Source organism: Devosia sp. Root105 (genome assembly GCF_001424865.1).
Lineage (GTDB): Bacteria > Pseudomonadota > Alphaproteobacteria > Rhizobiales > Devosiaceae > Devosia_A.
Window position 1 is genome coordinate 1 of record NZ_LMCR01000003.1, and the last position, 21,512, is coordinate 21,512.

Genomic DNA, 21,512 nt, shown 5'->3' on the forward strand with positions numbered 1-21,512 from the left:
AAGCTCGTCGTGCTCGCAAACACCCTGCTCACGCAGAACCGCCTCTGGGCTCCAAACCAACCCTAAAACCGCTTGACCGCAAACACAGATGCTCTCCCGCTTGCGGGGGAGGGGGGACCGCGCGAAAGCGTGGTGGGAAGGGGGTGCCCCACGCACGAATGGTAGGCGGACTGGGCAGAGGCCAGTGTTTGCGGCACCCCCCTCCCACCAGCCTTTCGGCTGGTCCCCCCTCCCCCGTAAACGGGAGAGGGTGCGCCGACTGCAGGCCTCAGTGGCCCGAAATCTCCGCCAAGATCCCCTTGGTCAAACTCCCGGTCGCTGGGTACAGCGGGATCAGACACGCCTGCAGCGCGTGGTAGATGTCGCCCTTGCCGCCGAACAGCGTGTAGCTCGGCTGCAGGTCCTCGGTCAGCTGCTCGTGCCAGCCGCCGTTCTGCTCGTCGATGAACGAACTCGCGATCACGTCCCAGATGTGGCGGTACCACTCCTCGTGGAAGGCGCTCGGCCGGTGCTCGCAGAGGAACGCCGCGGCGCCGATGCCTTCGGAGGCCGGCCACCACAGCTTGTCGCGCATGTCCGGCTTGTCGTTCCAGTCGAGGTTGTAGAAGAACCCGCCTTTGTCCTTGTCCCAGCCGAGTGCGATCGACTGGGCAAACAGAGCTTCGGCCGCATCGGGCATCCAGGCGTGCTCTTTGCCGCCCAGCGCCCAGAGCTGCAGCACCAGGCGCGACCATTCCAGCCAGTGGCCGGGCGTGGTGCCAGGCGGCCGGAACATCTGGTCGCCGAGATAGCCCTTGTCGACCTGCCAGTTGCCATCGAAGTGCTCGGCCACGCGAAAACCGTTCTCGCCGGCCTTGCGCCGGATGATCAGGTCGGCGATGCGCTCGGCCTTGTCGAGATAGCGGCGCTCGCCGGTGGCCTCGAACGCTGCCATCAACGCCTCGGTCAGGTGCATGTTGGAGTTCTGCCCATGATAGGGCGCGATCACCGACCAGTCGGCGTTGAACTCTTCGGCAATGGCGCCGTGCTGCTCTTCCCAGAATTTGGTCTCGAGGATCTCGGTCACATCGGCCAGCATCTTGTCGGCCAAGGGGTGCCCGACCAGCTTGGCGCTCGACGAGGCCAGCAGCACGAAGGCATGGCCGTAGCCTTGCTTCCGCCCGTCGCGCGGCCCGTTATCGTCCACCGTCCAGAAATAGCCGCCGGCCTTGGTATCGCGATGCCGCTCCCACAGGAACTGCATGCCGTGGTCGACGATCAGGTCCGAGCCCGGCCGGCCGAGCAGGCTGCCGATGGCGAAGCAGTGCACCATGCGCGCCGTCGAGTGGATGCCGCGCACCGGATTGGCGGCGTTCAGCGGCTTGCCGGTCGGATCGAGGTCGAAGAACCCGCCCTTCGGGTTGAAGGCCCGATTCTGGAAGAACCCGAACAGCGCGTCGGCCTGCTCCAAGAGCCAGCGCCGATGATAGCTACGGTTGCGCCAGGGTTGGGTGGTCGTCGCCGGCATGTTCAGCTCCCTTTTTGCTGCGCCAGTTCTACCCAGCGGGCAGCGCAGCGTCGAGGGCTACCATACGAGTATCGGGCCTAGAGCCGCGCCCGGATCGCCGCCTTGGTCGCGTCGTCGGCGAAGGCTCGCCCGATCGCCGCGAGGTTGGCTGCCCGGAACCGTGCCGCGTCCCAGCCGAACACCTGCTGCAGCCGTCCATATTCCTCGGTCAGCGTCAGATCGGTCGGCCCGCGCGCGTCGGTATTGACCCCCACCGACACGCCGCGCCGCACCAGCTTGTCGACCGGGTGATCTTCATAGCGGTCGAACACATCGATCTGGATGTTGCACGACGGGCAGACCTCGAGATGCACGTCGCGCTCCAGCAGCAGCGCGATCACCGCGTCATCCTCGATCGAGCGCACCCCATGCCCGACACGCCGCACGCCCAGCTGCTCCACCACTTCGCGCACCTTCTCGGCGCCGCCCGCCTCGCCGGCATGCGCCGTGACGTTAAGCCCGCGCTCGGCGGCCTTGCGAAACACCGGGATGTGCTCGCCGAGCCCATAGCCGGTCTCGTCACCGGCGAGGTCGACACCGCCGACCCCCTGGTCCCGACAGGTCTCGGCGATGCGCACCAGGTCGAGGCCTTGCGCCGTATCGTCGGGCCTGAGGGTGCAGAGGATCAGTCGCGCTTCGACCGGATAGGTCTTTCGCCCCTCGACCAGCGCTGCCAGCACCGTCTCGACCACGTCGTCGGTGGTGAGCCCGGTCTGTCGGTGCAGCTGCGGCGCGAAGCGGATCTCGGCATAGACCACGCCGTCTTCGGCCAGCTGCCGAAGCAGATCGATGGTCGACACCGTCAGCGCCCGACGGCTTTGCAGCAGCGCCAGCGGCGGCGCCAGGTAGCGGAAATAGTCGACGAGGTTCACGCACTTCTGCGGCGCGAGGAACTCGGCACGATAGCGCTCCGGCGTCACGCTGGGGTCGAGTGCGTTCACCGAGTCAAAGCTCATCGAGCAATCGAGGTGGAGGTGCAGCTCGACCTTGGGAATCGCCCTGAGTTCGTCGCGAGTCATCATCAACCCTTGATACCAGCGCTCGCCAGGCCCTGCACGTAGTAGCGCTGTAGCGGCAACAACAGGGCGATCGGGATCAGCGCGGTGATCACCGATACTGCAAAAAGCTGGTTCCAGATCGTCTGGTACTGCTGCTGGAACGCCGCCATGCCGACCTGGATCACCTTGAACTGCTGGGAGGGCATGGCGAGCAGCGGCCACAGGAACGCCTCCCACTGGAACACGAAGAGGAGCAGCCCGGCGCTGATGCAGGTGGGGATCGAGAGTGGCACATAGATGCGAACGAGGACATCGAACCAGTTGGCGCCATCGAGCTTGGCCGCCTCGAGGTAGTCCTTCGGGACTTCCTTGAAGAACTGGTAGAACAGGAACACCGCCAGCCCGTTGGCAACACTGGGAACGATCAACGCTGCCACGTTGTCGAGCCAGCCCAACTGCAGCGTGACGGTGTAGAGCGGCAGCGCGATCGCTTCGAAGGGCAGCATGAAGCTGATGATGATCAGCGTCAGAATGGCGTTCTTGCCCTTGAAGTCGAACACCGCGAAAGCAAAGCCGGCCATGCCGTTGACGATCAGTCCGCCAATCATCGTGACGATCGCGACGAACATCGTGTTGGCGATGATGATGCCAAAGCCGCGGTCGAACACGCCCTGGTAGGCCTCGAGCGAGAATGGCGAGGGGATCAGCGCCTTGGCGGTGAACGGGAAGATATCGGCAAAGACTTCGGTGTTGGGGCGGAGCGACGAGACGATCGCCCACCACAGCGGCAAGACGAAGATGAACGCAATGGCGATGTAGGCGACGTGCTTCAAACCGAAGCCGATGCCCTTGCGGAGCGCGCGCGGGGTGCTTTGCATCACTTCTTCTCCGGCTTGCCGTTGAGCAGCCGGAACTGCAACCCGACGATGACGAGGAGGATCGCGACCACCACGACGATGATCGCCATCGCCCGGCCCATGTCGCCGAAGATGAAGCCCGACTTGAAGGCCTCGTACATCAGCACATTCGTGCTGTCGGCCGGCCCGCCCTGGGTGATCATGAAGATGGGCGCGAACAGCAGGAAATTGATTGAGACGTCGGCCACCAGCACGAAGAGCAGCGTCGGCCGCAGCAGCGGGATGGTAATGAAGACCAGGCGCTGCCAGGCTCGCGCGCCGTCGATCCTGGCCGCGTCATAGATCTCGGGCGAAATGTTCTGCAGCCCGCCGATGATGAAGATCATCCAGTACGAGATGCCCTTCCAGGTGGCGATGGCGATGATCGAATAGAGCGCCAGGCTCTCCGAGGTCAGCCATGGCTGGCCGGGAATGCCGGCAATGTTGAGCACGCCGTTGGCGAGCCCATCCGGGCTCAGCATGATGCGCCAGATGATCACCGCGGTGGGCAGCGACACCCCGATGGGGATGAGGAACAGCACCCGGTAGAACGCCACGCCCTTGAACTTCTGCACGTAGAGCAGGGCCAGGCCCAGCGCGAGCGCGATCTGGATCGGGTTGATCAACAGGTTAAACCACAGCGTCACCTGCAGCGATTTCCAGAAGGCGGAATCGGTGAACAGCGCGACGTAGTTGTCGAGCCCGACAAACACCTGGTTGCTGCGCAGCATGTTGAAGAAGCTGTCGCTGACCGCCAAGGCGATCGGATAGAGGCGGAACACCACGAGGCCGACCAGCGCCGGCGCCAGCAGCACCGCGAGCAGGAAGAGGGGAGTCTTGCTTCTGACCATCTAGAGCGGTTCACCTAGTGGAGAGTCACGGGCACGATTGCTTCGGTGATCGCCTTCTCCCCTTGTGGGAGAAGGTGGCCGAAGGCCGGATGAGGGGGCCGCGCAACGAAGTGTAGCGCGATCCGAGCGTAAGCGAGGAGCGACCGAGTACGCGGAGAGATACCCCTCATCCGCCCTTCGGGCACCTTCTCCCACAAGGGGAGAAGGCGCTCCGTCGATTGGCCGGCGACTGGGTCGCCGAAGACAGACTACTGCGCGACGCGCGCTGCCGCGGATTCGAACTTCTGCACGGCGCTCGCCAGTGCATCCTTCACCGCCACGCCATTCGCCATGTCGATGAAGGCAGTGCGGAACGCGTCCTGCAGCTGGCCATAGGCCGCGGTGACCGGACGGGCCTTGGCGGTGTTGAGCGAGTCGTAGACGCCCAGCCGGAACACGTTATTGGGGAAGGCATCGAAATCGGCTGCGGTGCTGATTTCGTCGAGCAAAGGCTTGCTCACCGGCAGCTGGTTCAGCGCCTTGAACCAGACGCGTGTGCCTTCGTCCGAGGTGGTCAGGAACTTGGCGAAATCGAACGCTTCGGCCTGGTTGGTCGAGGCGGCGCTGACGCCGACATACCAGCTCCCGGTCGGGGTCAGCACCTTGCCGCCCTCGAAATACGGGAACGGCGCCACGCCGAAATCGACGCCGGTCTGCGCGAGGATCGGCAGGTTCCAGGTGCCGCCAGCAAACATCGCCAGCTGGCCATTGCCGAACAGCGAGGCCGCTTCGCCATAGCCGAGGCTCTTCGGGCTCACTGCCCATTCATTGTAGAGGTTGGCCCAGTAGGTGCCGGCTTTGGTCCAGGCCTCGCTGTCGAGGTAGCCCTTGGCGGTCACCCCATCGGGCGCGATCACGTCGGTGCCCAGCGATTCCCCCAGCGGCTGCAACTGGTAGAGCTCGCCGAACTGCTCGACCGTAAAGCCGTACTGCGTGGTACGGCCGCCATCTTTGACCGTCAGCTTCTGCGCCGCGTCCGCCACCTGTTCCCAGGTCCAGCGCTTGGTCGAGCCGAGCGCATCGACTTCCGCCTGCGTGGCGTTCTGCCCGGCGGTCAGCCCTTCCGGCGCGGTGATGCCGGCATCGGCGAACAGCTTCTTGTTGTAGAACAGCACCTGCGCCGAATTGTTGATCGGCAGCGCGAACTGCGTCGCATCATACTTGCCGGCATCGATCGCCGCTGGCACCAGGCTCGACGTATCGATGCTGGCGTCAACAGGCGCGAGGAAGCCGCGCGACGCATAGCTCGCGACCAGCGGCGCATCGACATAGACGAGGTCGATGCCGGCGTCCTTTGAACGCAGCCGCAGCTCCGCCACCTGGAAGAACTGCGCGAACGGATAGGGCTGCAGGTTAATCTTGGTGCCCGGATGCGCCGCCGTATAGGCATCGACGACGGCCTGCATGGCCGTGGTGTCGCCGCCTTCGATGACGATCATGTTGAGCGTCTTGTCCTGCGCCAGCGCCGGTGCCGCGGTCATCGCCGCCACCACGCTGATCGCCAGAGCCGTGTTCCACATCTTCATATTACGCACCCTTCTCTTGTAGCTGAAGAAATCAGGACTTTGCCGCAAACCGCCTGGCGCCCCAGACGAGGCCAGGGGTCACCAGTTCCGTGAACCGCCTCGCATCGACCGTCATCGCGACGCCGACATTCTTGCTGCGCGTGTCATGCTTTGGGTCCTGCGGACGGAAATCGATCAGCGTCTGCCCGTAACCCGGGCCATCGCCGATGATCACCTCGCCCGGCAACTGCGCGACGCCGAAGATTGTCGGGTCGATCAGGTAGGCCACCGCGCAGGGGTCGTGCAGCGGTGCGCCCGGCTTGTCCTCGCCGGCAAAGGCGTAATAGGTGCCGCAATAGAACGTCATGATGTCGGCCACCGGATTGTCGCCGGCCACCGCGGCGCGCACTTCGGCGATGTCGGCGCGGCTCAAGAGCGTCTGGTGCGTCAGGTTCAGCCCGAACATCACGAGCTTGGCGCCCGACTTGAAGACGATCCGCGCCGCTTCCGCATCGGCCCAGGTGTTGAACTCGGCCGCCGGGGTCACGTTGCCTTCGGTGGCCGAGCCGCCCATGAAGACGATCTGCTTGAGCTTCTGCGCCAGGTCGGGCCGCAAGGCCAGCGCCAGCGCAACATTGGTCATCGGCCCGATCACCACCAGGGTGATCTCGCCCGGGTTGGCGTCGGCCTTGGCGATGATCGCCTCGACGGCGCCGACCGCATCGGCCTTGCGCTCGGTCTGCGGCAGCTCGACGCCGGCGCTGTCCATGCCCGACGGGCCATGGAACGCCGCGGGGAACTCGTAGCGGTGCAGCAGCGGCAGCACGGCGCCGGCATGCACCGGCACGTCGAGCCCGAACGCGTCGACGATCCGCAGCGCATTGCGCGTGGTGTTCTCGAGCGACGCGTTGCCGCACACCGTGGTGATCGCCTCGATCCGGATCGCCGGATGCGACGCGGCGAGCAGGATCGCCGCCATGTCGTCATGGCCGGGGTCGCAATCGATGATGATGCGGTGGGGAGTCGAAACGGACATAAGAAATCTTGCTCTAGGGAGTGAAAGAGGACGTCGCCGTGCGTGGATCCGGACACGAGGGCGCCAGGCTTCGAAACCTGGAGAGGGAGGAACCCGGTTCCGGCGGCCTGGCGCCTCGCATCCGAGCCAAAACACTAGGCTGGACGGGCCTCGGCCAACAATTTACAAATCGGCCGTTCGATTGAGTTTTCGTCAATGGTTGAGACTGGCCACCTGCTGAATGCCCTGCGCGCCTTCGAGGCGGCGGCCCGGCTCGGCAGCGTCAAGAAGGCGGCGCAGGACCTGAGCGTCACCGATGGCGCCGTCAGCCGGCAGATCAAGCATCTCGAGGACGCGCTGGGGGTCGAACTGTTCGAGCGTGGCAACCGCTCGATCCGCCTCACCCCGGCCGCCGCGGAGTATGCCGCGACCATCTCCGAGGCCTTCGCTTCGATTGCGCGCGGCACCGAGCAATTGCGCCACGCTCACAACCGCCAGACCATCATGCTGACGGCGCCCGATGCGTTCCTGCTCCGCTGGCTGGTGCCGCGGCTGCAGAGCCTCGAGGCGCTGCTCGATGGCACCTCGGTGCGCCTCACCACCTGGAGCCGCGAGATCAATCCGGCCGATCGCTCCATCGATATCTATATCGGCGTCGGCCCGGTGCCGGAGATTCCGGGAATGACCGTTGCCACCGTGGCGCCCGAAACCTTCGGCCCGGTGGTCAGCCCGATGCTGATGAAGGGCCGCGAGGACGACCTCGAGCATCTGTGGAGCCTGCCGCGCCTCGATACCGTCTGGCCGCCCGACATGTGGTCCAACTGGGCCCGCGAAGCCGGCGTGACGCTCGAGCCGCGCGAGTTCATCTCCTACGACCTGTTGTTCTACACCTTGCAGGCTGCGGAGGCCGGGCTCGGCGTCACCATCGGGCCCGGTCCCGCCGTATCCGACGCCATCAAGCAGGGCCGCATGCTGGCGCCGCTCGGCCTCGTCACACGCCCCGGCTCCTGGTACCTCGCCTGGCGCAATGATCGCTCGATCCGCGTCATGAACCTGGTGAAGCGCTGGTTCGAACGCGAGTTCGCCGAGTAGTCGTGGCGCATCAGCCGACCGGCTCACCTTGCCCGAAGCGGATGCGATAGTCGCTGGGGCCGATGCCGAACTGCCGCTGGACCACCCGGCGCAGGTTCTGTTCGGTCGCGAGCCCGGCCTGTTCGGCAATCACCTTGAGCGGCAATCCGGTGGTTTCGAGCGCCCGGCAGGCGGCGGCGAGCCGCAGTGCTTCTACCGCTCGCGCCGGGGTGGCGCCGGTCTCCTCGACATAAACCCGGGCGAAGTTGCGGGCGCTCATCCCGACCCGCTCCGCCAGCCGCTCGACCCGGAGGTCGGCGCAGAGGTTCTCCTCCATCCACTCGTGCAGCCCGTCGAACGTGCCGCCGCGTGGTTGTGCCGGTGGGCTGAACTGGCTCTGCCCGCCCGGGCGGCGCCGGAACACCACCATCTGGCGTGCCGTCGCCAGCGCCACGGCCGGCCCGACATCGGCCTCGATCAGCGCCAGCGCCAGGTCGATCCCGGCGCTGACCCCGCCCGAGGTCCAGACCCGTCCATCATTGACGTAAATGCAGTCCGGCTCGACCGACAGGCCAGGGAACCGTGCCCCGAGCTCCTGGCTTCCCGACCAATGCGTGGTGACCCGCCGGCCCTCGAGCAACCCGGCCTCGGCGAGAAAGAACGCCCCGGTGCAGACCGAACAGAGCCGCGGCACCGAGCCTCCATGCGCCCCCAGCCAGTCCAGCAATCCATCAAGGCTTGGCCCGAACTCCCGCACCCCGCCCGGCACGATCAGCGTGTCGATCTCCCGCGGATCGATCTCGGCCAGTGCGCGCGTGAGAATAGCGAACCCGGGCGCCGTCTCGATCGGCCCGCCCTCAGCGGAAGCGGTCACCAGCCGGTAATGCGGCGCTGCCGGCAACCGCTGCCGGTCCGCCGTGGCGAAAGCCTGCAGCGGTCCGCACACATCGATGGCATTCACGCCGGCATAGGCCAGCATCACGATCAGGCGCTCAGGCAAGTTCGGCCCTCTTTTGCTGGGTCCGCACCGTCAGCCACCAGACCACGACCAGTACGGCGATGGCCAGCAGCGGCGCGACGCCGATATTGATGATCTCCCAGCCGAAGCCGGTCAGCACTGCGCCGGCCGAGAGGGTAGAGCAGGTCGCGGCGAGGTTGCCCATGAGGCCGGTTAGCGCCTGCGTCTTAGCCCGCTCGTTCGGCCGGTAGGACTGCGAGAGCAGCGTGGTGCCGGCAACGATCATGAAGTTCCAGCCGATGCCGATGGCGAACAGCGCCACGTAAAAGGCCAGCAGTGCAGTGGAAGCGAGGGCGGTCGCAGCGCCCGCCGCCGTCAGCGCCAGCCCGGCGAACAGCACTGTCGGTACGCCAAAGCGCGCGGCCAGCCGCCCGGTGACGAACGAGGGGGCGAACATGCCGATCAGGTGCCACTGGATGATGCCGGCGCCGTCGTCGATGGTGAAGCCGCAGGCCAGCGCTGCCAGCGGCGCCGCCGTCATCACCAGCAGCATCGACGCCGAGGCAGCCATGGTTGTGGCGACACCGGCGAGCAGCATCGGCTGCCGGACGATCTCGGCCAGCGGCCGCGCCGGGCCCAAGTCGCTCGTCGCCGTGGCGTCCACCGGTTCGGTGTCGCGATAAACCGCGAGGAAGATCAGCGTCGAGGCGAAGGCCAGTGCCGCCACCATGGCATAGGCCCCGGCGAACGGCGCCGTCGGCATCAGGTCTCGCGTCCAGTTGGCCAGCACCGGCCCGGCAATCGCGGCGATCACCCCGCCGGCCAGCACCGTCGAAATCACCCGGCTCTTGCGTGCGGCCTCGACCCCATCCGCCGCGGCAATCGAATAGAACTGCGAGAAGCCCTGGAATGCACCCACCCCGGCGGTGCCGAGGCAGAACAGCCAGAAGTCGCCGAGCACGATCGCCCACACCGACACCACTCCGCCCAAGGCTCCACACGCTGCGCCGAGCGCGAAGCCGAGCCGGCGGCCGAACCGCGCCATGATGAACGCCGCCAGCACCGTCACCACGGCCGCGCCGACCGTGATCAGCGCGAAGGGCAGCGTTGCCAGCGCCTTGTCCGGCGCCAACTGGTACCCGGCTATGCCGGTCAACGTCAGGTCGACCGAGATGGCACACACATAGAGTCCCTGGCACAGCGCCAGGACGCGGGCATTTCGGATGCCGATCGAGTTCTGCGGGGCGGCGGACATGGCATTCTCTGGTTGTTGCCGGCGCAGCATTGCGGCAACTCCCCGTGGCGGCAATGACAACAAACTATCAAATTCTGCCAGATGCCAGTTCGCGGAGCGATCACACCGCGGCGTAGTGGCCGGGGCTGATTTCCGTCAGGTGGCCGATCGTGTCCCGCGCCATGCCGCGCACCCGGGCGACTTCCACGGCGAACGCTGCGGCCGCGGCGCTGTCGCCATCCAGTCGCTCCGACGCATTGGGCACCGCCGACAGCAGCACCCTGGTGTAGGGGTGAACCGGCCGGGCGATCACCTCGCGCGATGGCCCCCATTCGACGATCCGCCCGCCGAACATCACCGCCGTCTCTTCGGCGATATAATGCGCCGTGGCGATGTCGTGGGTGATGTAGAGGAGGCTGAGGCCGCGCTGCGCCTTCAGCCGCGCGATCAGCTCGAGCATCGAGCGGCGGATCGAGACATCGAGCATCGAGGTCGGCTCGTCCGCCACCACCAGTTCTGCCCCCACTGCCAGCACCCGCGCCAGGTTTACCCGCTGCCGCTGCCCGCCGGACAGCTCGTGCGGGTATTTGTCGAGCGTGTGGTCCGGGTCGAGCTCGGCCTCGGCGACGATCCCGGCCACCCGTTCGCCGAGCGCCACCCCGCTCAGCCCATGGTGCAGCCGCAAGGGCCGCTCCAGGTGATGGCGCACCGTATGCGCCGGGTTCAGCGCCGAGAACGGATCCTGGAAGATCATCTGCACGGCGCGCCGATGCGTCAGCCGGGCCTTGCGTCCACGGATCGTCGCGATGTCGCGCCCGCGGAACAGCACCTGGCCCGAACTCAGCGGAAACAGGCCCGTGGCAGCCCGCCCGAGCGTCGATTTGCCTGAGCCGCTCTCCCCCACGATGGCCAGGGCCCGCCCTTCGTCGAGCTTCAGCGACACCTGCTGCAATGCCGCCACCGACTTCTCGCCGCCGAAGATGTTGCGGATGCGGAAGGTCTTGCTGGCGGCGACCAGTTCGAGGATGGGCGGGGTCATGACAGGGTCTCCAGCCTCGGCATGGCGTCCCACAGCGCCCGCGTATAGGCCTGCTCCGGCGCCTCGACGATCTGCCGGGTCGCGCCGACCTCGATGATCCGGCCCTTGAGCATGATGGCGATGCGGTCCGCCAGTTGCGCCATCAGCGCCAGGTCATGGGTGATGAACAGCAGCGAAAAGCCGAGCCGCGCCTTCAGCGCCATGATCTCGGTGAGGATCTCGCGCTGCACCACCACGTCGAGCGCCGTGGTCGGCTCGTCCATGATGATCAGCTCCGGTTCGAGCGCCAGCGCCATGGCCAGCACCACGCGCTGCCGCATGCCGCCCGACAGCTGGTGCGGGTAATCGTCGAGCCGCGCCGCGGCGATGCCCACCAGCTTCATCAGTTCTTCGGCCCGCGCCCGCGCCGCCTCGCGGCGCATCCCGGTATGGCCGACCAGCACGTCGCGGAACTGCTCGAAAATCGTCAGCACCGGGTTCAGCGAGTTCATGGCGCTCTGGAACACCATCGATACCTTGCGCCAGCGCCACCGCCTCAGCGCTTGCGGCGTCAGCGCCAGCACGTCCTCGCCGTCGACCCGGATGCTGCCGCCCGAGATGATCGCCGGCGGCCGGTGCAGCCGCATCAGCGCAAAGGCGATAGTGGATTTGCCGCAGCCGCTTTCCCCGGCCAGCCCCATCACCTCGCCGCGCCGGATGTCGAGATCGACAGCGTTGACCGCCGTGAATAGCCCCGTCGTGGTCATGAAGTCGACTTTGAGGCCCCGCACTTCGACGAGGTTCGATTGCTGATCCATCGTCATGCCTCCGGCGCCGTCGCATCGACCCGCGCCCGGTCGATGGCGCGCTGCGCCTTCGCCGCCTTGGCGACGGTGCCGAGCGTCCTCAGCCGTGGGTTGGAGATCTCGTCGATGGCGAAGTTGATCAGCGACAGGCCGATGCCGATCACCGCGATGAAGCTCGCCGGCGCCGCCACTTCCCACCACGCCCCGATCATGATCGCTGACGAGGTCTGCGCATTGTAGAGCATGGTGCCCCAGCTCACCGCGTTCGGATCGCCCAGCCCGAGGAACTCCAGCGTCGCCTCGGTGATGATGGTGTAGATGACGCTGCCGATGAAGTTGAAGCCGATGATCGATAACAGGTTCGGCAGCAGCTCCACCGCGATCATCCGCCAGGTCGGCTCGCCCGCCAGCTCCGAGGCCTCGATGAACTCGCGGCGTCTGAGGCTCATGGTCTGGGCCCGCGTCACCCGTGCGCCCCAGGCCCAGGAGGTGAGCCCGATGATCAGCGCGATCACCATCGGGCTCGCCTGCCCGACGAAGGCTGCGATGACCAGCAGCAGCGGCAGTTGCGGGATCACCAGCGCGATGTTGGTGAGGAAGTTGATCACCTCGTCGACCCAGCCGCCGAGATAGCCGGCGGTAATGCCGAGCGCCACACCGATCACCGTGACGATCAGCCCGGCGAGAAAGCCGACGAACAGCGAGGTGCGGGTGCCCCAGATCAGCTGGGTGAACACGTCGCGCCCCATCCGGGTGGTGCCGAGCAGCTGGTCCATCGAGGGCGGCTCATGTGGCCGCCCCACCCGCTGCATCGGCGCATGCTCGGTGATCCAGGGGGCGGCGATGGCGATCGCCACATAGGCGAGGACGATGGCGAGGCCGACCACCGCCTTCTTGTTGCGGAAGATGACTTCGAGAGAACCGCTCATCTCAGGCCCTCCTCAGCCGCGGGTCGAGGAACACATAGGCGAGGTCGACGGCGAGATTGGCGGTCAGCATGGCCAGCGTCATGACCAGCAACTGCCCCTGGATCAGCGGGTAATCGCGGGCGACGATCGCGACATAGAGGGTGCGGCCGAGGCCGGGATAGTTGAACACCACCTCGGTCACCAGCGAGCCGCCCATCACCGAGCCGATGGTCAGCGCAAAGGCGGTGACGCTGGGCAGGAGCGCGTTGCGCGCCGCATAATTGTAGCGTACCCGCCGGTCGCTCAGCCCCTTGGCCAGCCCCATCACCACATGATCTTCGCCGAGCTGGCCGATCATGTTGTTGCGCATGGTGACGAGGTAGCCGCCGATATGGACGAAGGCCAGCGACACCACCGGCATGATGGCGCTGTGCGCCACGCTGCCGATGAATTGCGGGCTCCAGCCGGGGTCGAGCTTGGGATCGAACGCATAGCCGGTGGGCAACCATTTGAGCGCCACGCCGAAGACGAACAGCGCCGCCAGCGCCACCACCACCGCCGGGATCGCCTGCACCGCCAGCGCCAAAGGCGATGCTACCGAGTCGAAGGCGCTACCGCGCCGCCAGGCGGCGAGGATGCCGGTGATCGAGCCGACCGAGAAGGCGAGGATCGCCGAAGTGCCGGCGAGGAACACCGTCCAGGGCAGGGCATAGCCCAGCACCTGGGAGACGGTGAGCGGATAGAATTTCACCGAGTAGCCGAGGTCCCAGGTGAAGACGCTCCTGAGATAGGCGAGGAACTGCTCGTGCAGCGGCCCGACGGCAAAGCCGAAGGTCTTGAGCAGCGCGGCGCTCGCTTCCGGCGGCAGCGTGTTCTCGGCCTTGGCGAACATGAAGTCGATCGGATCGCCGGGCATCAGCCGCGGGATCAGGAAGTTGATCACCGCGGCAGCGCAGAATGCCACGATGTAAAAGCCGATGCGGCGCAGCACGAACGGCATGCGAACCCTCCCCCGTCGGTTACGAGATCCAGGCGGCGCCGCGTGGGGAGCGTGCCGCCTGGATCAGGCTCTGGTCGTCTCGAGGCCTAAGGTGTCACTGGCCTGAGGGCCAACAGGTGCAGCACGCGCTCCGGCACGCCGCCATAGACCACCGGCCGCGCCACCGGATTGTCGGCGTTGAACCAGCCGGTGAAGCGCTTGGTCGAGTACTCGTACCAGAGCGGGTTGTTGAACACCGCGACATAGGGCAGGTCACGGCCGACGATCTCCTGGATCTGGTCCATGAGCTTGCGCTGCTCGGCCTCGTCGCTGGTCTGGTAGAAACCATCCAGCAGCTTATCGAGTTCGGGGTTCGAGTAGTGCGAGGCGGCCTGCCGGGTCTTGCCGACATTGGCTGAATAGAGCGCCAGGTCGAACATGAAGTGCGGGGTGACGCCGCCGCGGATCGAGTTGATGCCCACATCAAAGTCGCCGGACTTCAGCATGTTGTCCCACGGCCCTTCCTCGGGGGTCGACAGGCGGGCTTCGATGCCGACCTGAGTCAGCCCCTCGACGGCGAGCTGCACGCTGTTGACCCAGTCGGTCCAGCCGTTCGGCACGATGATGTCGAAGCTGATCTTCGAGCCGTCAGGATTCTCGACGAAGCCGTCGCCGGTCACGTCCTTGTAGCCGCTGTCGGCCAGCAATTGCTTCGCCGCATCGAGGTTGTATTTCGAGAACTGGCCATACTCGGTGTCGACCTTGGGGTTGTTCCATGAATGGAAGGCCGCCCCGAGCCCCGACGGATATTCGTTGAGCGTCGGATAGCCATAGCCGGCGATATCCACCATCGCCTGCCGGTCCATCGCCATCGAGAAGGCGCGGCGGAAGTTGATGTCGTTGAAGGCCGCCTTGTTGCCGGCGTTCTTGGTCTGCTGGTTGAGGTTGAACACCACCATCGAACCGCCGGGGAACCAGTAGGCGTTGTGGTCGGGGTCGAGCCCCACATAGGTCTTCTCGATATCGGGCAGGAAGGCCCCGAACCAGTCGAGCTCGCCCTTGGTGACCTCGGTCAGCGTCTGGTCGTTGCCGGCGATCTGCGGGAAGCGCAGGCAATCGACGAAGAGGTTCGCGGCATCCCAGTAGTTCGGGTTGCGGCACTGCATGTATTCCTGCGGGGTGAAGCGCTCGATCTCGGTCATCGGCCCCGAGCCCACCGGCTTCTCGTTGGTGAAGGTCGCGGGGTCGGCAACGTCCTTCCAGGTGTGCTCGGGCACCACATAGACCTGCACCAGCTTGTAGATCAGGCCCGAATTGGCGGCATTGTAGGCGATGGTGACGTTGTTGCCGTCGACCTCGACGCTCTTGATCTGCGTCCAGATCGCATTGAGGTCGAGCTCCGGATGCGCCTTCAACAGGTTGAAGGTGAACAGCACGTCGTTGGCGGTGAACGGCTGGCCGTCCGACCACTTCACCCCGTCGCGGATCTTGAAGGTTACCGCCGTCAGGTCGTCATTGTAGGTGAAGCTCTCGGCCAACCGGTACTCGGGCTTGCCGCCCTGCAGCACGTTGAAGATCACCAGCGGCTCGTACATGAAGTCCTCGACCGTCGACAGCCGCGTCGAGGTGTTGAACGGATTGAAGTTGGCGACGAACGCCGTGGTTTCGGTCGGAAACGCCGTCAGGATGGCCTTGGCCTCGACCGTGGCGGGCGCTCCCAGCGCCGCTGCCACGAGGACGAGGCTGAACGTCGTCGATCTCATCATGTCCACTCCCTGTTTCGCCCGGGCCATCGCCGGCCGGGACCCCCTCGAGACATGCGTGCCGCTTGCCGCAGCCACCCCACGTCCCTTGCGGCAACCACATCAGCCTTGCCACCCACCTCCCGTCACCCGGGCAAAAGCGTGCAATTCGTCACGCAAGATCGTCAAAATCGGCAAAATCCCGGGTTAGACGAAAGTGGTATTCTTGCGTCCCGGCGGAAAATTATCCGACAATAGGCTGCGCATTGCAGAGGGCTGGGGATGGGACGTCTGCGACTCGTGCCTAATGGCTTTCGCGGCCGGCTGCTGCTGATCTTCCTGTTGATCAGCACGTTGCCGCTGGTGGCGACCGGCTTTGCCTTTTTTGCCATCCTCAGCGCCAATGTCGAAGCCCAGACCTTCGGCAAGCTCGGCTTCGTGCGTGACGCCAAAAAGAGCGAGATCGAGCAATATCTGGGCTTTGCCGAGCGCCAGGCAGCGAGCCTCGCCCGCTCCAACGCCGTGCGCTACGCCATCGGCGATTTCTACGGCTTCAGCTACGCCTTCCGGCAGATCGACGGCTCACCCGAGCGCGCCACGGCGCTGCTGCAGCAGATCTTCGCCGTCAGCGACCAGGCGGCCGATCACCAGCAGCCGGTGGATGACGATCAATTGCTCAGCCAGGCGCTCGAATATGCCAACGCCCATGTGCAGTTCCACGAGGATTTCGCCAGCTTCGTTCGCACCTCCGAGTTCGACAATGTCTACCTCGTCACCCCGGAGGGCCGCGTCGTCTACTCGATGCTGAAGGACCGCTATCTCGGCCGCGACCTGAGTCTCGGCTTCAGCGGCACGCCACTCTCCGAACTCATCGAGCGCTCCCGGCTCGCGGTGCCGGGCGCACCTCCGCTGGTCAGCGATTTCGACCGCGATCCGATCACCGGGGTGTTCGGCGCCTATGTCGCGGTGCCAGTCGAATTCTACCATAAGTTCCGCGGGACCGTGGTGCTGCGACTGCCGACTGCCGGGCTCGACCGCCTGACCCAGGCGCAGAACAGCGAGACGGCGCAGCTCTATTTGCTGAGCGCCCATCACGCCCTGGTCTCGGCGCCGACCGGCGCCAGCGCAGTGATCGGTATCCCGACCCAGGCGGCAGCGGCCGCCGGCGCACCGCGGGCCGCCATCGTCGCGGCGGGGCTTGGCGGCGCGCCGGCCCTGTCGGCCTCCGTCCCGGTGCAGTTCGGCGACCTCGCCTGGACCCTCGTTGCCGAAGTGCCGACGGCGCTGGCCTTCGCCAATGCCGACGAGCTGAAGCGCGTGCTGATCATCGTCGCCGGCATCTCGCTGCCGCTGCTGGTGTTGATCGTCGTGCTGCTGTCGCGCACCATGACCGCGCCGATCGTGCGGCTCACTGGCGTCGCTGAGGCCATCGCCCGCGGCGATCTCGATCGCGACATGCCGGCCATCGCCTCACCCCGCGAGCTCAGCCGGCTGGCCACGAGCTTCCGGCGGATGCGCGATGCGTTGCGCAGCCAGCTATCGCTGGTCGGCCAGAAGAATGCCGAGCTCGAGCAGCAGGTGCGGGTCATCGCCGAAAAGAACAGCGCGCTGGAGCTGGCCGACCGCCACAAGGATACCTTCCTCGCCAACACCTCGCACGAGCTGCGCACCCCGCTGAACGGCATTATCGGCATCGCCGAAACCCTCGCCGGCGGCGTCGTCGGCAAGCTCAGCGGCCCGCAGCGCAGCCAGCTCGACCTCATCACCTTCAGCGCCCGGCGGCTGTCGCGCATCGTCGACGACCTGCTCGATCTCTACCGCATCCGCCAGGGCCGCATGCGGCTCGATATCCATCCGGTGCATGTGGCGACCAGCGTGCGCAACGTGCTGCAGCTGTGCGAACCGATGCTGCGCGGCGAGCCGGTGATCCTCACCGTCGACATCCCCGACGATCTCGGCTTCGTCCTCGCCGATCCGGTGCGGCTCGAGCAGATCCTCTACAACCTGATCGGCAACGCCATCAAATACACCGACCAGGGCGCCATCGCGATCAGCGCCGAGGCGACGCCCGAGGGCACGGTGCTGATGCATGTCGCCGACAGCGGTCGCGGCATCTCGGCCGGCAGCCTCGAGCGGATCTTCCAGCCGCTCGAACAGGTGGATGGCTTCGATACCGCCCGCCAGTCCGGCGGCACCGGCCTCGGCCTCACCATCGCCCGCCAGCTGGCGCACCTGCTCGATGGCGAAATCCTGGCGCAGTCGGCCGAGGGGCAGGGCTCGCGCTTCACCCTCAGGCTGCCGCGCGCCACCCCCGCTGCGGCCACTGACTTGTTGGCCGATGCGGACCTCACCGGCCTTCACTCGGCGGTCGATCACGCCCTCGACGCCCCGATGTTCCTCGCCCAGGACGGTGACGATGCCGCCCCGCAGATCCTCGTCGTCGACGACGAGCCGATCAATATCCAGGTGCTGCGCAATGTGCTGCAGCCGCAGGGTTACGTCGTCCGCACCGCCGATAGCGGTCGCGCCGCGCTCGAGGCGGTGGAGCGGCACGCCCCCGACCTCGTCATCCTCGATGTGATGATGCCCGACATCGGCGGGCTCGATGTGGCGCGGCAGCTGCGCCGCAGCCACAGCCTGCTCGACTTGCCGATCATCATGATCACCGCGCGCAGCCGCACCCGCGATACCCTCGCCGGCTTCGAAAACGGCGCTAACGACTATGTGATAAAACCCTTCGTCAAGGAGGAGCTGCTGGCCCGCATCGCGACCCTGCTGGAGGCCCGCCGAGCCCGCGGCACGGCGCGCGAAAACCTCGACCTGCGCCAGGAGATCGACCGCCGCGTGCTGGTCGAGGACGCGCTGCGGCTGTCGCAGCAGCGGCTGGCGCGCCTGCTCGACGCGCTCAACGCCGGCCTCGTCTGCGTCGCCGAGAATGGCGCCATCACCTATGCCAACCATGCGGCCTCAACCCTCACGGCGCGGCGGATCGAGCCCGGCGTCACCGCCTTCGCCGATGTCATTCCGGCGGCGACGGCTGCCACGGTGATCGGGCTGGTGCGCGCCGATGGCAAGGCAATGCTCGAGGCGGTGCCGCTCGATCCCGGGCGCCCGCCGGTGCGGCTCAGCGCCTTCGAACTCGAGGCCGATGCCGGCGGCGGTATCGCCTGCGTGCTGACGCTCGATACCGGCGAGAGCTTCGCCCAGACCGAGGGCCTGGTGCGCGGCCTCCGCGCCGCCATCGACACGGTCGGCCCGGCCCTCACCAGCCCGCCGCCGCTACCGGCCACCGCGTCTCCGCTCGATGACGGCGACGACTATCGCCGCATCCTCGTCGAGGTGACCAGCGCCAGCCTCAGCCTGTGGCGCCGGGTCACCGGCCGCTCCAAGATCGATTTCGCCGAAGCCAGCGGCATCTGGCGCGCCAGCTTCGACCGCTCGTCGCTGCAGGTGCGCACCCTCGACAAGTACCTGCTGATCGAAACCCTGCCGGCCAACCCGCGCTGGCGCGACGTGGTGCAGACTGCCGAGTTCGTGCTCGGCGACACCGAGGCAGCGGCCGCCGATCCGGCCATCGCGGCCCTTCGCGCCGAGCTGTCCGAGCGGCTGACGGTGCTGCGCACCCACCTCAAGCTCCACCTCCGCCGCGTCCCCCAGGGCGAACCCGCCGGCCTCGCCTGACACCTCAGCCAAGAAGAAGCACATGACCGATCTGCCCAGCTACGACCTCACCGGCAAGACCGCGCTCGTCACCGGCGCCGCCCGCGGCCTTGGCCGCGCCATTGCGCTGGCCCTCGCCAATGCCGGCGCCGACATCGCGCTCGGTCTTCGCGACAAAGCCTCCGGCGCCGAGGTCATCGCCGAGATCGAGGCGCTCGGCCGCCGCGCCGTGCCGTTGCAGATGGACGTGATGGATCTGCCCCAGGCCTATAGCGCGGTCGATGCCGCCATCGCCGCGCTCGGCCACCTCGATATCCTCGTCAACAATGTTGGCGGCGGCACCGAGGGGCCGATCGAGGATTTCACCGAGGACGAGTTCGATTTGACCATCAACCTCAACGTCAAGGCGAGCTTCTTCATCGCCCAGCGCGTTGCCCGCCACATGATTGCCCGCGGCCAGGGCGGCGCCATCGTCAACATGAGCTCGCAGGCCGGCTTCATCGCGCTGCCCGGCGAAGCCATTTACTGCCTCTCCAAGGCCGCCGTCGCCCACATGACCAAGTGCATGTCGGTCGAGTGGGGCAAGTATGGCATCACCGTCAACGCCGTCGCCCCCACCTTCATCGAGACCGACGGCACCGCCGAGGCGCTCGGCCGCCCCGGCTTCCGCGACGACGTGGTGGAGCGCATCGCCGCGCTGCATCGCGTCGGCCAGCCCCGGGAAGTCTCCGGCGCCGTCGCTTTCCTCGCTTCGCCGGCCGCCTCTCTGATCACCGGCCAGACCCTCATCATCGATGGCGGCTGGACCTCGCGCTAAGCTTTGACCAGCCGGTCAACTTCTCGCGCCCGCCACCTAAGCTTTGCCGAGCAAATACAAATCAGTAACCACGCGTAACATCGCCAGCGGGCCGCTACGCAGTTTTTGATATTGTTAACTCGGGCCCGCTTAGGTGCTGTGGTCCAACCGCCGCTTTGGGGCTCAGCCGGTGCGTGTGCTTATCGTCGATGACTCGCGTTCGAGCCTGGCCTTCATCAGCCATGTGATCGGCGCCCTCGAAGATGTCGAGATCGCCGCCTCGCTGCTGCCGAGCAAGGCATTGGCGCTCGCCGCCACCACGCAGTTCGATCTCGTCCTCGTCGATCACGTGATGCCCGAGATGGATGGCGTCGAGCTGACCCGGCGCCTGCGCGCCGAGGAGGCCTACCGCCTGGTGCCGATCGTCATGGTCACCTCCGACAACGCTCCGGCTTTGCGGGTCCGCGCCATCGCCGCCGGCGCCACCGATTTCGTCAATAAGCCGTTCGATTCCACCGAGCTGCAGGCCCGTGTCCGCAACCTCCTCGCCCTGCGCCGGTCGCAGAGCGAACTCGCCGACCGCGCCGCCTGGCTCGCCCGCGAGGTCGAAAGCGCCACCCGTCATTTGGTCGAGCGCGAGGAAGAGATCATCTGGCGCCTCGCCCGCGCCATCGAGTATCGCGACGGCGATACCGGCGAGCATGTCTCGCGCGTCGCCCAGGTCTCCTCGATGATCGCCGCCGCCATCGGCTTGAGCCCCGAGCGCTGCCGCATGATCTACCTGGCAGCGCCGTTGCACGATATCGGCAAGATCGGCATCGCCGACGCCATCCTCAGTAAGCCCGGCAAGCTGACGCCGGACGAGTTGCGCGTCATGCGCACCCACGTTTCGATCGGCGCCCGCATTCTCGAACACGGCTCGTCCGAGGTCATCCGCACTGCCGAGCTGATCGCCCAGAGCCATCACGAGCGTTGGGACGGCACCGGCTATCCCGATCGTCTCTCCGGCACCGATATTCCAATCGAAGCGCGCGTCGTCGCCATCGCCGATGTGTTCGATGCCCTCTGTTCCGAGCGTCCTTACAAGCGCGCCTGGCCGATCGAAGAGGCCTATCGCGAGATCCTGTCGCTCGCCGGCACGCATTTCGACCCTGCCTGCGTGGCCGCTTTCGAGGCCCGCTGGGCGGAAATCCTCGCCCTGATGCTGGCCGTCCCCGAGGACACCCGCCTCGCCGGCTGAACCGGGCTCCTGCCGCGCAAGTCATCGTAATCCGGCGACGGCTGGGCTCGCCCGACGAGATCAGGCACTTCGCCGTGCGCACATCTGTCGCACGCCTCCAACTCCTGAGTATCGGCAGTATTGGCTATCAGGCGCAGGTCGCCGATGACTCCCGGCAAGCATCCGGCGACTCGATCAGAGTCGCGCGACGATTCTTGTGAGTCATGACGGCGGGTTCGGCTGACTCAATACGCCGCACGCAATACTTGCG

At 66.4% G+C, this 21,512-nt stretch carries 17 protein-coding genes; 4 read left to right on the forward strand and 13 right to left on the reverse strand.

Annotated elements, in window-relative coordinates:
* Positions 1 to 268: 268 nt before the first annotated feature.
* The 6 genes from ASC68_RS06150 to ASC68_RS06175 form a co-directional block, all read right to left on the reverse strand.
* Positions 269 to 1,507, reverse strand: coding sequence for an AGE family epimerase/isomerase (locus ASC68_RS06150; protein WP_055876461.1), 1,239 nt, complete (start codon positions 1,505 to 1,507; stop codon positions 269 to 271).
* A 77-nt stretch (positions 1,508 to 1,584) separates the two neighbouring features.
* Positions 1,585 to 2,565, reverse strand: coding sequence for an adenosine deaminase (gene add / locus ASC68_RS06155; RefSeq protein ID WP_055876799.1), 981 nt, complete (start codon positions 2,563 to 2,565; stop codon positions 1,585 to 1,587).
* A 2-nt stretch (positions 2,566 to 2,567) separates the two neighbouring features.
* Entirely contained in the window at positions 2,568 to 3,422 is an 855-nt protein-coding gene (locus tag ASC68_RS06160; RefSeq protein ID WP_055876464.1) for a carbohydrate ABC transporter permease, read from the reverse strand.
* Complete coding sequence (locus ASC68_RS06165; protein WP_055876467.1) at positions 3,422 to 4,291, reverse strand: sugar ABC transporter permease; 870 nt, start codon at positions 4,289 to 4,291, stop codon at positions 3,422 to 3,424. The genes ASC68_RS06160 and ASC68_RS06165 overlap by 1 nt, the downstream gene beginning before the upstream one ends.
* A 248-nt stretch (positions 4,292 to 4,539) precedes the next feature.
* Positions 4,540 to 5,856, reverse strand: coding sequence for a sugar ABC transporter substrate-binding protein (locus tag ASC68_RS06170; protein ID WP_055876468.1), 1,317 nt, complete (start codon positions 5,854 to 5,856; stop codon positions 4,540 to 4,542).
* 31 nt (positions 5,857 to 5,887) lie between these two features.
* Positions 5,888 to 6,871 carry a nucleoside hydrolase gene (locus ASC68_RS06175; protein WP_055876471.1) on the reverse strand — a complete coding sequence of 328 codons (984 nt, stop codon included), beginning with the start codon at positions 6,869 to 6,871 and terminating at the stop codon, positions 5,888 to 5,890.
* 195 nt (positions 6,872 to 7,066) lie between these two features.
* Between ASC68_RS06175 and ASC68_RS06180 the strand changes: the two genes are divergently transcribed.
* Positions 7,067 to 7,942, forward strand: a complete 876-nt coding sequence (locus tag ASC68_RS06180; RefSeq protein ID WP_055876474.1) for a LysR family transcriptional regulator — start codon at positions 7,067 to 7,069, stop codon at positions 7,940 to 7,942.
* A 10-nt stretch (positions 7,943 to 7,952) separates the two neighbouring features.
* Here ASC68_RS06180 and ASC68_RS06185 read toward each other — a convergent pair whose 3' ends face one another.
* The 7 genes from ASC68_RS06185 to ASC68_RS06215 all read right to left on the reverse strand — a co-directional run bounded on the left by ASC68_RS06185 (position 7,953) and on the right by ASC68_RS06215 (position 15,590).
* Positions 7,953 to 8,921, reverse strand: a complete 969-nt coding sequence (locus ASC68_RS06185; RefSeq protein WP_248310497.1) for a DJ-1/PfpI family protein — start codon at positions 8,919 to 8,921, stop codon at positions 7,953 to 7,955.
* Positions 8,914 to 10,134, reverse strand: coding sequence for an MFS transporter (locus ASC68_RS06190; RefSeq protein WP_156387268.1), 1,221 nt, complete (start codon positions 10,132 to 10,134; stop codon positions 8,914 to 8,916). Before ASC68_RS06190 ends, ASC68_RS06185 begins: the two co-directional genes overlap by 8 nt.
* Before the next feature lie 100 nt (positions 10,135 to 10,234).
* Positions 10,235 to 11,152, reverse strand: coding sequence for an ATP-binding cassette domain-containing protein (locus tag ASC68_RS06195; protein ID WP_055876479.1), 918 nt, complete (start codon positions 11,150 to 11,152; stop codon positions 10,235 to 10,237).
* The gene (locus ASC68_RS06200; RefSeq protein ID WP_082527956.1) at positions 11,149 to 11,955 is read right to left on the reverse strand and encodes an ABC transporter ATP-binding protein; all 807 of its coding nucleotides are present in this window, start codon (positions 11,953 to 11,955) and stop codon (positions 11,149 to 11,151) included. Before ASC68_RS06200 ends, ASC68_RS06195 begins: the two co-directional genes overlap by 4 nt.
* Positions 11,952 to 12,866 (reverse strand): ABC transporter permease, encoded by a 915-nt coding sequence (locus ASC68_RS06205; protein WP_055876486.1) that lies wholly within the window; start codon positions 12,864 to 12,866, stop codon positions 11,952 to 11,954. Before ASC68_RS06205 ends, ASC68_RS06200 begins: the two co-directional genes overlap by 4 nt.
* Before the next feature lies 1 nt (position 12,867).
* Complete coding sequence (locus ASC68_RS06210) at positions 12,868 to 13,845, reverse strand: ABC transporter permease (protein ID WP_055876489.1); 978 nt, start codon at positions 13,843 to 13,845, stop codon at positions 12,868 to 12,870.
* An 86-nt stretch (positions 13,846 to 13,931) separates the two neighbouring features.
* Entirely contained in the window at positions 13,932 to 15,590 is a 1,659-nt protein-coding gene (locus tag ASC68_RS06215; RefSeq protein ID WP_248310498.1) for an ABC transporter substrate-binding protein, read from the reverse strand.
* A gap of 258 nt (positions 15,591 to 15,848) precedes the next feature.
* Between ASC68_RS06215 and ASC68_RS06220 the strand changes: the two genes are divergently transcribed.
* The 3 genes from ASC68_RS06220 (at position 15,849) to ASC68_RS06230 (ending at position 21,262) form a co-directional block, all read left to right on the forward strand.
* The gene (locus tag ASC68_RS06220) at positions 15,849 to 19,247 is read left to right on the forward strand and encodes a hybrid sensor histidine kinase/response regulator (RefSeq protein ID WP_055876492.1); all 3,399 of its coding nucleotides are present in this window, start codon (positions 15,849 to 15,851) and stop codon (positions 19,245 to 19,247) included.
* A 22-nt stretch (positions 19,248 to 19,269) separates the two neighbouring features.
* Complete coding sequence (locus ASC68_RS06225; RefSeq protein WP_055876495.1) at positions 19,270 to 20,043, forward strand: glucose 1-dehydrogenase; 774 nt, start codon at positions 19,270 to 19,272, stop codon at positions 20,041 to 20,043.
* 169 nt (positions 20,044 to 20,212) lie between these two features.
* Positions 20,213 to 21,262 carry an HD domain-containing phosphohydrolase gene (locus tag ASC68_RS06230; RefSeq protein ID WP_055876498.1) on the forward strand — a complete coding sequence of 350 codons (1,050 nt, stop codon included), beginning with the start codon at positions 20,213 to 20,215 and terminating at the stop codon, positions 21,260 to 21,262.
* Positions 21,263 to 21,512: the final 250 nt, after the last annotated feature.